Raw genomic sequence first — 11,793 nt, forward strand, 5'->3', positions numbered from 1 at the left:
GGTAAAACGGGGTGAAACAAAACCATGTGGACGAGGAAACCGGGGCTTTCTCCAAGTGAAGGTGGGGCTCTCTGATCGTCCGGATCGATTGGAGTGGAAGGAAGAAGGCTTCGCTTCCCCGACTTCCGTTCCTCGCCCTTCGGGCTGCGGTACGGGTTCGGCTACGCCCACATCCCCCATCAAGTAGAGGTGCCACCATCACTTATATATTGGAAATTCATTTAGGCTCTTTCCCGTTGTCCGGATCAACTGGAAATTCGCTCAAAATGAGCTTCTAAACTGATTATACGAGGAGGGTTCTTCATGAAAGAAAAAGAGAATTCGTTCAAACGCAAGGCGCTGCCTGCATCGGTAGCATTCGTCATGGTCGCTTCGCTCTTGTCCGCTTGCTCGGGCGGGGCCAAGCCGGCCGCAGGCACCGGAGGTGCCGCCAAAGACGAGAAGCCGACGGAAATCAGCATTTTTACCGAGTTCAGCACGCCGGAACCGCCGGGAGCGGACAATCCGGTTACGAAGGAATTCGAGAAGCGCACGAACACCAAGCTGAACATTACATGGGCTTCTCCTAACGCATGGGAAGAAAAGCAGAACGTTATGCTCGCTTCGGGCGATCTGCCCGATTTGATGAAAATCAAGGACATGAAGCAAACGCAGGCCATCAACATGATTAAACAGGGCGCTTTCTGGGATTTGGGACCGTATTTGAAAGATTATAAAAACTTGTCCGCGTATCCGAAAGAGATCATGGACATTGTGAAAGTTAACGGCAAGCAGTATATTTTACCGTCGGTTCGTCCGCTTCAGGGAGGCAACTTCTTCAATATCCGCAAAGACTGGCTGGACAACGTCGGTTTGCCGATGCCGCGTACGATGGATGAGTTTTATACCGCATTGAAAGCGTTTGTCGACAAAGACCCGGACAAAAACGGTAAAAACGATACGTATGGTTATAACGGCAAAAACTGGGAACGTGTTATCGATATTTTTAACAAAAGCAACGGCAAGTGGAAAGAAGCAGGCGGCAAGCTGGTTGACACCGATCTGGAACAAGGTACAAGAGACGGACTTATTTATCTGAACAAAATGTACAAGGATAAAATATTGCCGGAAGATTTCGCCGTCATGAAAACGACCGATTATGAAAATATGGCGAAAGCGGGCAAAGTCGGCGTTCAGGCCGATACGACGGAAGGCGTGTACCGTTCGACCGAGGGCGCGCAAAAGCTGGATCCGAAAGCCGACTTCGTGGCTATGACTTATTTGGAAGGCCCGAACGGTAAAATGGTGCATACGTCCAACGGTTTTGCCGGATTGTACCTGATCCCGAAAAAGGTTCCGGAAGCGAAAATGAAGAAAATTTTGGCTCTGATGGATTACGGCGCATCGGAGGAAGGCTTTGAATTGGCCTGCTACGGGCTGAAGGATATTCACTTCAAGGTTGTAGACGGCTTCAAAACGGCAACGGAGCAGGCTATCAAAGACAGCGTGTCGCAAAGCTCGTTCGGTAAAATTTTCGAAAGATATGACCCGTATCTGTGGGCTTACCGCGTAGGTATGCCGAAAGAAATTTTCGAGCGCAACAAAAAAATCGTCGACGACCGCGTCAATTACGGCGTGGCGGATGTTTCGATCGGTCTGCTGTCCGATGTCGATTTGAAGATGGGGCCGGACTATAAAAAGAAAATGGACGATATGAAAATTAAAGTCATTATGGGCAAAGAACCGATTGAATCGTGGGACGCTATGGTGAAGTCGTTCAAAGCGGATGCCAGCTACATGAAGATGATCGATGAATTTAACCAGGCTTACCAGGATAGAAAAAACGGTAAATAAATAAAGAAGGAGCGGGGAATACCATGCTGCCAAAATTACGGTTGGCCGTAGTCGGATTGGGACGCGTCTCCAAGTCCCATCTTCCGGCGGTACGGGAGCTATCTGAACAAATCGAGCTGGTTGCGCTTGTAACCCGCGATTCGAGCAAGCTGCAACATGAGGCGGAGCAGTGGACAGGCGTAAAAACGTACACCTCCTATGACGACGCAGTGCAGGATCCCGATATTGACGCGTTCCTGCTGCTGCTGCCTCACGATATTCATGCGGAGTATTCGATCAAAGCGCTTCGCGCCGGCAAACATGTGCTGGTAGAGAAGCCGATGGCGATGAACGTGGAGGAGGCGGAAGCGATGGCTTCCGCCGCCGAAGCGGGCGGAGCTACGCTGATGATCGGCCAAAGCCGGAGGTTTTTCAGTCCGGTTATGGAATCGATCAAGCGCGTCAGAGCGAACGAAATCGGCGGATTGATCAACATTAATGCGCTGCTGCTGGCCCATATGGATAAGCCGGCCACCGATTGGTGGAAGGATGATGCCAAAATCGGCGGATTCATTATCCCGCTGTGGGGCAGCCATATATTGGACTATATCGTGTGGGCATACGATAAAATGCCCGTATCGGTTTATGCGCAAGGACATTCCAACAATCCGAACTGGAGCGGGGAAGACGAGGTCGCGATTTCACTCAACTTTGGCGAAGGCCAAATGGCCAATGTACTCATGTCGTTTAATGCGGGCGCCCGGCCGACCGATGAGGAAGGCTTGACCGGCAAGCGTATCTGGTCGACCCAGAATAGTATTTACGAACGCTATTTGATCGGTACGAACGGCATGATGCAGCTGAAGGATGAATACGAACTGCTGTTGAACGGTGAAAAACAGGACGAATGCGACCGGACGAACGCCAATTTCACCTGGCAGCTTCAAGAATTTGCAGACGCCATTCGCGAAGGGCGGGAGCCGCTCGCCTCGGGCAAGGAAATCATTCGCGTGATGAAAGTGATTGACGCCTGCTTCGAATCGATGCGCACGCATCAGGTCGTTCCGATTCGGGATTAATGGCTTAATGGAGAATGTCGATTCATTGTGGGGAGCGGACTTTGGAGGTGACTTCGAAGCTCAAACACGTTTTATTGCCTTAATTTGATTAGGATTTTTGTGTCAAGGCAATATCCAGTCCCCCAAAAGTGACGTGACGCTTCGATGCTGAGTCCGATTACTTTTGGGGGAGCCCCCAGAACCATAACTCGCCCTGAAGCCATCCTCCAAGCCCTTATCCCCATTGAATCGACAGTCTCTAATGAAGCGGGTTTTATTAAATTAGGAGGCGAACACATGAAAAGGAAAGCGTTGGTACTATCGCCGGAATCGCGGTTGAAAGAGGTTTGTTCCGACAAATGCCGGGCATTGCTGAATGAGCATTTCGATGTAACCTGGAATGAAACCGGCAAAGATTATACGAAGGAAGAGCTTGCCGGAATGGCAAGCGACGCCGAAGTTATTATTACGAGCTGGGGCTCGCCAAGTCTTAGCGAAGATGCGTTGGAGAAGGCGACCAAGCTCCGCGCAGTCGGACATGCGGCCGGAACGGTTAAAAATCTCGTGCCGAAGCAAATTTTTTCCCGCGGGGTGAGAGTGTTTTCCGCAGCGCCCCGCATCGCGCTTAGCGTCGGGGAATACTGTCTGGCGGCGCTGCTTGTGTCATTGCGCCACCTGACGACGCTGGACGCGTCGCTCAGAGCCGGACAATGGAGAGAGCTTGGCCTGAAGGGCCGGGAGCTTACCGGCAGCACGATCGGCATTATATCCGCCAGCTCTACGGCGCGTGCCTTTATTAATCTGCTGGCGCCGTTTCAAGTGAATGTGCTCATCTATGATCCGTACTTGTCGGAGGAAGCGGCAGCCAGCCTTAACGCCAAAAGAGCGACGCTGGAAGAAGTTATGAGCTGCCCGATTATTTCGGTGCATGCGCCGAAGCTTCCCGCAACGGAACGGATGCTGACCCGCGAGCTGTTGGCGCGCATACCGGACGGCGCCGTCTTCATTAACTCATCGCGCGGACCTGTGGTCGATGAGAAGGCATTTATGGACGAGCTGCAAAGCGGCCGCTTCTTCGCAGCGCTCGATGTGTTCGAGAAGGAGCCGCTTGCGGCGGACAGCCCGATCCGTTCGCTGCCGAATGTGCTGCTGACTCCGCATGTGGCCGGCGCATCGGTACAAGGTCATCTTTCACTGATGGAGGAAGTCGTGAAGGACATTATTCGCGGCTTGAATGAAGAAAAGACCTCATACGAGGTAAGCGAGAAAATGTGGGAAGTTATGGCGTAACGTTTAAAACGAATAAGCTGACTGCAATAATTGCAATAACCGGGAAATGATGCAGCTTTCAAACATGCTGGAAGGAGATTTACGCAAATGGTTAGAAAAATGTCAGTACCTCCTATGGAATTGGTGGATTACGACGGTCCCGGCACACAAATGTGTGCGGTTATGGACGCGATAGGCGAAATCAGCGTCAAGCGCGCCTTGATCCCGGAGCCGAAAGACGGGGAAGTGCGGGTTAAGGTCAAATGGGTCGGCATTTGCGGCAGCGATGTCGAAGTGTTCCGCGGTGCCCGCGAGCCCGAATTTATATCGTACCCGACACGTCTGGGTCATGAAGTAGCCGGAGTCATTGATAAAGTCGGACCGAACGTAATCGGCGTCAAGGAAGGCGATCATGTCGCGCTGCGGTACGTATGGGGCGCGTTTGCGGAATATGTGTGCTGCACGCCGTTCTCCCTGAAGGTGCTGCCCAAAGACCTTCCATTAATCGAAGGCTCGTTGATTGAAGTGCTGCCGGGGATCATCCATGCAGCCGAGCTCGGCGACATTTCGCCCAATAAAAATGTATTGATTACCGGGCAGGGTGTCAGCGGCTTGGTAATGACGCAGGTGGTCAATATGTTCAGCCCGAGAAATTTGGTCGTCACCGATCTGTTCGACGAGAAGCTGGCGCTTGCCCGTAAATACGGGGCTACCCATACGTACAAAATGCCGAACGAGCATGCGAATACGATGGATATTGTCGGGGCCGATTTTCCGGATGGCTTTGACGTCGTTATTCCTTGCTTGCTGGAGGGCGCCGGCATGGTTGATGCGATCAACGCTGCGGCACAAAACGGGCGTATCGTCATGTACGGCTGCATCGGCACCTGCCACAAGCCGGTCGATTTCTTCAAGGTTCATAAAAAACGCCTTGACATTCTTTCCACCGAGCCCAAGCGGGATATCGACAACCGTCGTTACTTCGATGAAGGGCTGCGTCTTGTATTGGACGGCTTGGTCAATACCGAGGAAATGATTACGCATGTCGTTCCGCTGGCTGAAGTCGCAAGAGCATTCCAATTGCGCAATGAGCATAAAGGCGATACGATCCACGTCATGATTGATTGCGAAGTGAAATAAAGCGGCGAAATCCCGAATTTTGTCAAACAAACCCGATGTCGGTCATGGCACCGGGTTTGTTTTTTATTTCAGTCGTGTTGAATCATCGACGCAATTCGTTCTTAATTAAAAACAGAGATCGAAATATGCTTATCGAATGCAAAGTTGGCCGCTCCGAGGGCCCCGCCATTGTCCTTGAATAAGGAAGTCCGTACGATCGTATCGACGGCAAGCGGACGCATCGCCTTTTGCCGCATCACTTTGGTCGCGGTTTCTGCGAATAAGGAGCTTGCATTCGGAACGGTACCGCCAAGAATGATCGCTTCCGGGTTAAATGTATTCAGCAGATTGGCCATGGAGATTCCCAAGTAGGAAGCGGCACGATGAATCACCTGTACGGCAAGCTCATCCCCCTCCTCGGCGGCGGCACATACGTCTTGAACCTTTAAAAATTGAAGATCCATATGCCGGTATGGATTGCTCTGATCTAATTCCGAGGATCGCACCAGCTTGCGGAATTCCTGCTCAATGGCCGGGCCGGCCGCCAGCGCCTGCAGACAGCCGTGATTGCCGCAGGGGCAGAGCGGGCCTGACGGCTCAATTGTCGTATGGCCGATTTCTCCGGCTCCGCCCAGCGATCCCGACAGCAGCTGCCGGTCGATGTACAGACCGGCAGCAATCCCCATGCCGACGCCGATATAAATCATATTGTTGAATTGCTGCCCTGCCCCGTAGCGGCATTCCGTCAAACCGCGCGCACGGTGACGGTTTACGACGACTGTCGGCCAGCCGATGTGCTGCTCCAATAGGGCAGCAGCGTCGACCTGGTGCCAATCCAGGTCGGCGGCGCTGCGGATGCAGCGGTGATGAACATCGACCAGGCCCGGCACGCCCAAGCCGAGCATCGGAACTGGCGCCTTATCCAATTGTTGAACGAAGCTTGCGATTTCACCGGCGAGAGCCTTGAAGGTCGCTTCCGGTTCGAATGTATGAACGGGGATTTTCATCGTTTTAACGGTGTTGCCGAGCAAATCGAAAGCGCCGAGCGTCCACGTCTTGTTATCGAGATCGGCGCCGAGTATAATGCGGGAATTGGGAACGAGCTCCAAAGCGGTGGCCGGCCTGCCTTTTGTCGACAGGCGGTTGTCGGTTTCGTAAACCAGCCCGCAATCTATTAATTCTGCGATAGAGATGGAGATGGTGGCGCGGCTCAAGCCGGTTAACCGTGTCAATTCGATCCTTGACATGCTGCCTTTGATACGCAAAGCTTGTAAAATATTCAGCTTGCTTCCTTTTTGATCGCGCAGTTCATTTTGGCTCATAGCGGCACCTTATCCCGATTTTTGATGTAATTGCTGCCTTGAGTCATGATTATACCATAATTTACCATATTCTCAACGGCAACTTAATTTAAATCTATGCATAAATGAGCGAGGATTAGAATAATCCTGAAAACAGCTAAAGAAATTGCGGCTCACCCAAGTAAAGAATGGGAAAAGGGAACGATAGCTGCGACAAGCACACAATCCGGATTTGCTGCAGGCGATCGGGTACGAGGAACGGTTTGCTTTTGAAAAAAGGCCGCGTCATCGGAAATTGAATACAGTTGCGGGGAGGTGAACAAGAATGTCCATGAAGAAGAGAGCATTGGGCGCATCGGGCATTGAGGTCGGCGTGCTCGGTATGGGCTGCTGGCAGTTCGGCGGAGGCAAGGGCAGCTACTGGGGCGAGCAGAGTCAGAGCGATGTCGACGAGGTTGTTCATAAAGCGCTTGATGCGGGTATGAATTACTTCGATACCGCAGAGGTGTATAATGACGGCGACAGCGAAATTGCACTGGGAATCGCGTTAAAAGGCAGGCGCCATCAAGCGGTAATCGGCTCCAAGATCAGCACTTCCAATACGCGATCCTCAGTATTGCGGGCCCACTGCGAAGCGAGTCTGAAACGGCTGCAAACCGACTATATCGATCTGTATATGCTGCATTGGCCGCTCAGTCCGCTGGCCGTGAAGCATTTTACGAAGGATGCGGGCTTAATTGAAAATCCGCCGCAAGTACCGGAAGTATTCGATACGCTTCACGCGCTGCAAAAAGAAGGAAAAATTCGCCATATCGGGCTCAGCAACCACGGCGTAATGCAAATGAAGGAAGTGCAGGCTACCGGTGTGCCGGTCGTTGCAAACGAATTGGCGTATAATTTGCTGTCGCGCGCAATCGAGGCGTCCATTTTACCCTATTGCGTCGAAAGCAAAGTCGGAATAATCGGCTATATGCCGCTGCTTCAGGGGCTGCTGACCGGCAAGTATGCAACGATCGACGAATTGGGACCGATGCAGTCGCGCACGCGTCATTTTCACCATAGCAGAGGCGAAGGGACGCGGCATGGGGAAGAAGGGGCGGAGGCCGAAATTCATCGGGCATTGCGGGAAATCAGGCAGCTGGCGGATGAGCTTGGCGTCCATATGGCCGTTCTTTCGCTGGCATGGGCGGCAGCCAATGAGGCGGTAAGCACAACGATCGTCGGGTCGCGCAATATCGCACAGCTGGATTTAAACATTCAGGGCGCTGTCTATGAGCTGTCACTGGATATTTTAACCCGGTTGAACGAAATGACGGAGCCGGTATTGCACAAGCTGGGGGACAACCCCGATTATTATGAAAACCGCTTCAACAGCCGGACTTGTTAAGTACAGTATTTGAACACGATTCGCGCAGCACGTGCCGGTAGCCAAATCACGTGAATATGAAAGCGCTTGCTGACGCAATGGTATTGCTGTAGACGGTAAAAACCTTAAAAAGAGGGATGTGTACAGATGTCAACCGAACCGATTTCATTCTCCGTATTTACGAAACCGTGGAAAGCATTATCCATGTGGGAGCTTGGGACGTTGGTCAGCGGCATGGGCTTTGACGGGGTGGAATTTCCGCTGCGCGACGGCTATCAGCTGGAGCCCGCCAACGCGGATCGATTGCCTCAATTGGTCGAGCAATTCGCCGAATTTGGATTGACCATATACAGCGTGGCAAGCGGTACGGATGAACGCATATTTGCCGGCTGCGCGGAAGCGGGCATTCCGATGATCCGTATGATGCCAAGCATCGACCGGGAGCTCGGCTACATGGCCTCGGAGAAAAAAGCGCGCGAGCAGATCGAAGCGCTGCTCCCGCTTTGCGAGAAATACGGAATTAAAGTCGGCTGTCAGCAGCATTACGGCAATCATATTGTCGATGCGATGGGCCTGCATCATCTGCTGGAGGACTATGATCCGAACTATGTCGGCGCCATCTGGGATTCCGCGCATGATGCATTGGCCGGCCAGCAGCCCGAGTTCGGTCTTGATATCGTCTGGTCGCATCTGTGCATGGTGAATTTCAAAAACGCCTATTACAAGCTGCTGAGCGGACCGGAGGCGGAAGCGGCGGAATGGAAGCGTTACTTTACGTCCGCCCGGCATGGACTTGCGTCCTGGTCCCGTGCGGCGGCCTACTTGAAAAAACGCAGCTATCGCGGAGTCGTCTGCCTGACTGCGGAATATACGAACGAACAGGAAGTCGACCGCTTGATTCGACAAGATATTGACTACGCCAAATCATTGTTTGCAGGAGGATAATCAGATGAGTTCAAAAGTAAGGGTCGCGGTTATAGGCGCAGGAAGGATGGCGAACAGCGTCCATTATCCTTCCCTGGCTTCTTTTGACGATGTAGAAATCGTCGGCATATGCGATTTGTTTCCGGGGCCGCTGCACGAGACGGGTGACAAGTACGGAATTGCCAACCGGTACGCCGACTACCGCAGCATGATCGAGGATATGCGCCCGCAGGCGGTATATGTGATCGGACAGCCGCATGTCATGTACGATATTTGGATGTGGTGCCTGGAGCGCGGTTTGCACCTGTACATCGAGAAACCGCTCGGGATTACGATCCATCAAGCGCGGGCGCTGGCTTACACGGCGGCAAAAAACGATTGCATCACCCAGGTCGGCTTCCAGAGACGAAGCTCGCCGATGGTGACGAAGCTGCGCGAGGAATGCTTGAAGCGCGGACCGATCACCCATGCGGTATGCCGATTTTACAAATCCGAGATTCAGCCGTTTCTCGGCGCCAGAGACCGGATGATGGACGATACGGTACACTCGATCGATACGATCCGCTGGATGTGCGGCGGCGAAGTCGTCAAGATCGAAAGCCATACAAAGCGCGTCCAGGTGCCGGATATTAATTTTATTTCGGCGACGCTTCATTTCGATAACGGGGCAACCGGTTATTTGATCAACAGCTGGTCCAGCGGCCGAAGAATTTTTTCAGTTGAAATGCACGCCCCGAATATATGCGCAGAAGCGGAGCATGAAACGAAAGGCTATTTATACGCGGATGGCGATACCAAGGGGGTCGAGTATGACGCGCGCGAAATGGGCGGAGGCGGCGCGTTGTTCCAATATGGCGGCTTCCGGGCGAAGCATCGCGAATTTATCGACTGTCTGAAGGCGGGAACGCAGCCGTCCTCGCATTTCAAGGATGCGCTGAAGACGATGGAAGTTGCCGAGACGATATTGGCGCAGGCGCTGCTGGACGGGAGATAGAAAACGGACGCAGCGCTGCGGGGAATCGGTACGATTGGGATAAGGACGATCCGGAAGGAGGTGGCGGGTTTGGAATTCACCGACGTGAAGGAACTGACGGCAGGCAAACAGAAAAGCAAAAGCATCAAGCTCATCAGAGATATGGCGAAGGTTTGGCAATTATATGCGCTGATTGCGCTGCCTTTTGCCTATATCGTTATTTTCAAATATATTCCGATGTACGGAGCTCAAATCGCATTCAAGAACTTTGTGGCGACCAAAGGGATATGGGGCAGCTCCTGGGTCGGAATGGCTCATTTTATCCGGTTTTTCGAATCGTATGAATTTTGGAATATTATGTGGAACACGATCAGCCTCAGTATTTACCAGCTGCTTGCCGGGTTTCCTTTCCCTATCCTGCTGGCGCTGAGCTTGAATTATGTGATGCATGAAAAATTTAAGAAAATGGTACAAATGGTAACGTACGCGCCCCATTTTATATCGGTCGTCGTTATGGTCGGCATTATTTTCCAAATGCTGGATCCGCGGATCGGTCTGGTTACCTTGATGCTGAAAGCGCTGGGCTTCGACTCGGTAAGCTTGCTGGGCAATGCCGATTATTTTCAAAGCATCTATGTCTGGTCGGGTGTTTGGCAAAATGTAGGCTTCAGCTGCATCATTTATTTAGCCGCATTGTCCGGGATCGATCCTTCGCTGCATGAGGCGGCAGTCGTCGACGGAGCGACCAAGCTGCGCAGAATGTGGCACATCGATTTGCCGGGAATACTGCCGATTGCGGTCATTTTGCTTATTCTTGAAGTTGGCCGGATGCTGGAAATCGGCTTTGAAAAGGCTTTCTTGATGCAAAATCCGCTCAATCTGCAAACGTCGGAAATTATCGACACCTATGTATATAAAGTCGGGCTGGCATCGACAGCAGTCAATTTCTCCTACTCCTCCGCCATCGGACTATTCAAAAACGCGCTCAATCTCATTTTGCTGGTGGCCGTAAACCGGTTCGCAAAAAAAATGGGCCAGAGCAGTTTATGGTAGACGGGAGGGGAACGCGCGAATGAATGCCAAAGTGAAAGAAGCCAAAATCGACCGGATCTTTAATGCCGTCAATTATACGATCCTCACGCTGTTTTTCCTGACCGTGCTTTATCCGCTCGTTTATATCGTCAGCGCGTCCTTCAGCTCGACGGATGCCGTCATTTCGGGCAAAGTATGGCTGTGGCCGGTCGAACCGGGCTTGAAAGGCTATAGAGCCGTATTTGAATACAACGCGATCTGGACCGGATTCGCCAATTCTCTGTTTTACACCGTTGCAGGGACCGCAGTCAATGTCGTTTTGACGATTATCGCCGCATATCCGCTTTCCCGTAAAGATTTTATCGGTCGCAACGCGATCATGTTCATTTTTGTGTTCACGATTATGTTTTCCGGAGGGATCATCCCCAACTATTTGCTGGTCAGAGACCTGGGGCTGCTGGATACGCCTTGGGCGATGATACTGCCTTCCGCCATGAGCGTGTTCAATGTCATTATTGCCAGAACCTACTTTCAAACGACGATTCCGAATGAAATGCTTGAGGCGGCGCAAGTCGACGGCTGCTCGGACTGGAAATTTTTGTTAAAAATAGTGATCCCATTGGCGGGTCCGATTATTGCCGTGCTCACGCTGTTTTATGCCGTGTCGCATTGGAATTCGTATTTTAGCGCGCTGTTGTATTTAAAGGACAGAAGCTTGTACCCGATTCAATTGGTGCTGCGTACGATCCTGATTCAAAATCAGATCGATCCGAGCATGGTAACGAATGAAGATGATTTGATAGCGCGGCAAGGGCTTGCGGACTTGTTGAAATACTCCCTTATTGTGGTGGCGACCGCACCTATGCTGATCATATATCCGTTTGTGCAGAGACATTTTGTCAAAGGGGTGATGATCGGCTCCATCAAAGGCTGATGTAC

At 51.9% G+C, this 11,793-nt stretch carries 10 protein-coding genes; 9 read left to right on the forward strand and 1 reads right to left on the reverse strand.

The genetic code is table 11. From position 1 onward, the window contains the following. The first annotated feature begins 303 nt into the window (after positions 1-303). The 4 genes from E1757_RS33030 (at position 304) to E1757_RS33045 (ending at position 5,279) form a co-directional block, all read left to right on the forward strand. Positions 304-1,833, forward strand: coding sequence for an extracellular solute-binding protein (locus E1757_RS33030; protein ID WP_133236303.1), 1,530 nt, complete (start codon positions 304-306; stop codon positions 1,831-1,833). Positions 1,834-1,856: 23 nt separating this feature from the next. Further along, the gene (locus E1757_RS33035; protein ID WP_133236305.1) at positions 1,857-2,891 is read left to right on the forward strand and encodes a Gfo/Idh/MocA family protein; all 1,035 of its coding nucleotides are present in this window, start codon (positions 1,857-1,859) and stop codon (positions 2,889-2,891) included. Positions 2,892-3,167: 276 nt separating this feature from the next. After that, a complete protein-coding gene (locus E1757_RS33040) occupies positions 3,168-4,160 on the forward strand; it encodes a hydroxyacid dehydrogenase (RefSeq protein ID WP_165972387.1) in 993 nt (330 codons plus the stop codon). An 87-nt stretch (positions 4,161-4,247) separates the two neighbouring features. Further along, positions 4,248-5,279 (forward strand): zinc-dependent alcohol dehydrogenase, encoded by a 1,032-nt coding sequence (locus E1757_RS33045; protein WP_133236309.1) that lies wholly within the window; start codon positions 4,248-4,250, stop codon positions 5,277-5,279. Between the two features lie 101 nt (positions 5,280-5,380). Here E1757_RS33045 and E1757_RS33050 read toward each other — a convergent pair whose 3' ends face one another. Further along, positions 5,381-6,580 carry an ROK family protein gene (locus tag E1757_RS33050; protein ID WP_133236311.1) on the reverse strand — a complete coding sequence of 400 codons (1,200 nt, stop codon included), beginning with the start codon at positions 6,578-6,580 and terminating at the stop codon, positions 5,381-5,383. A 304-nt stretch (positions 6,581-6,884) separates the two neighbouring features. Here E1757_RS33050 and E1757_RS33055 point away from each other — a divergent pair, with 304 nt between their 5' ends. The 5 genes from E1757_RS33055 to E1757_RS33075 all read left to right on the forward strand — a co-directional run bounded on the left by E1757_RS33055 (position 6,885) and on the right by E1757_RS33075 (position 11,788). Further along, positions 6,885-7,946 carry an aldo/keto reductase gene (locus E1757_RS33055; protein WP_133236313.1) on the forward strand — a complete coding sequence of 354 codons (1,062 nt, stop codon included), beginning with the start codon at positions 6,885-6,887 and terminating at the stop codon, positions 7,944-7,946. A 126-nt stretch (positions 7,947-8,072) separates the two neighbouring features. Further along, the gene (locus E1757_RS33060) at positions 8,073-8,870 is read left to right on the forward strand and encodes a sugar phosphate isomerase/epimerase family protein (protein ID WP_133236315.1); all 798 of its coding nucleotides are present in this window, start codon (positions 8,073-8,075) and stop codon (positions 8,868-8,870) included. A gap of 4 nt (positions 8,871-8,874) precedes the next feature. Next, positions 8,875-9,843 carry a Gfo/Idh/MocA family protein gene (locus tag E1757_RS33065; protein WP_133236317.1) on the forward strand — a complete coding sequence of 323 codons (969 nt, stop codon included), beginning with the start codon at positions 8,875-8,877 and terminating at the stop codon, positions 9,841-9,843. A gap of 141 nt (positions 9,844-9,984) precedes the next feature. Beyond that, a complete protein-coding gene (locus E1757_RS33070; RefSeq protein ID WP_165972395.1) occupies positions 9,985-10,875 on the forward strand; it encodes an ABC transporter permease in 891 nt (296 codons plus the stop codon). 19 nt (positions 10,876-10,894) lie between these two features. Further along, positions 10,895-11,788 (forward strand): carbohydrate ABC transporter permease, encoded by an 894-nt coding sequence (locus tag E1757_RS33075; protein WP_133236319.1) that lies wholly within the window; start codon positions 10,895-10,897, stop codon positions 11,786-11,788. The last annotated feature ends 5 nt before the right edge of the window (positions 11,789-11,793 follow it).

Source organism: Paenibacillus piri, assembly GCF_004354045.1.
Classification (GTDB): domain Bacteria; phylum Bacillota; class Bacilli; order Paenibacillales; family NBRC-103111; genus Paenibacillus_S; species Paenibacillus_S piri.

Excerpts from the sequence above, each read along its gene's own strand:
- E1757_RS33030 (WP_133236303.1), top strand. The coding sequence starts at position 304 with ATGAAAGAAAAAGAGAATTCGTTCAAACGCAAGGCGCTGCCTGCATCG.
- E1757_RS33035 (WP_133236305.1), top strand. The coding sequence starts at position 1,857 with ATGCTGCCAAAATTACGGTTGGCCGTAGTCGGATTGGGACGCGTCTCC.
- E1757_RS33040 (WP_165972387.1), top strand. The coding sequence starts at position 3,168 with ATGAAAAGGAAAGCGTTGGTACTATCGCCGGAATCGCGGTTGAAAGAG.
- E1757_RS33045 (WP_133236309.1), top strand. The coding sequence starts at position 4,248 with ATGGTTAGAAAAATGTCAGTACCTCCTATGGAATTGGTGGATTACGAC.
- E1757_RS33050 (WP_133236311.1), bottom strand. The coding sequence starts at position 6,580 with ATGAGCCAAAATGAACTGCGCGATCAAAAAGGAAGCAAGCTGAATATT.
- E1757_RS33055 (WP_133236313.1), top strand. The coding sequence starts at position 6,885 with ATGTCCATGAAGAAGAGAGCATTGGGCGCATCGGGCATTGAGGTCGGC.
- E1757_RS33060 (WP_133236315.1), top strand. The coding sequence starts at position 8,073 with ATGTCAACCGAACCGATTTCATTCTCCGTATTTACGAAACCGTGGAAA.
- E1757_RS33065 (WP_133236317.1), top strand. The coding sequence starts at position 8,875 with ATGAGTTCAAAAGTAAGGGTCGCGGTTATAGGCGCAGGAAGGATGGCG.
- E1757_RS33070 (WP_165972395.1), top strand. The coding sequence starts at position 9,985 with ATGGCGAAGGTTTGGCAATTATATGCGCTGATTGCGCTGCCTTTTGCC.
- E1757_RS33075 (WP_133236319.1), top strand. The coding sequence starts at position 10,895 with ATGAATGCCAAAGTGAAAGAAGCCAAAATCGACCGGATCTTTAATGCC.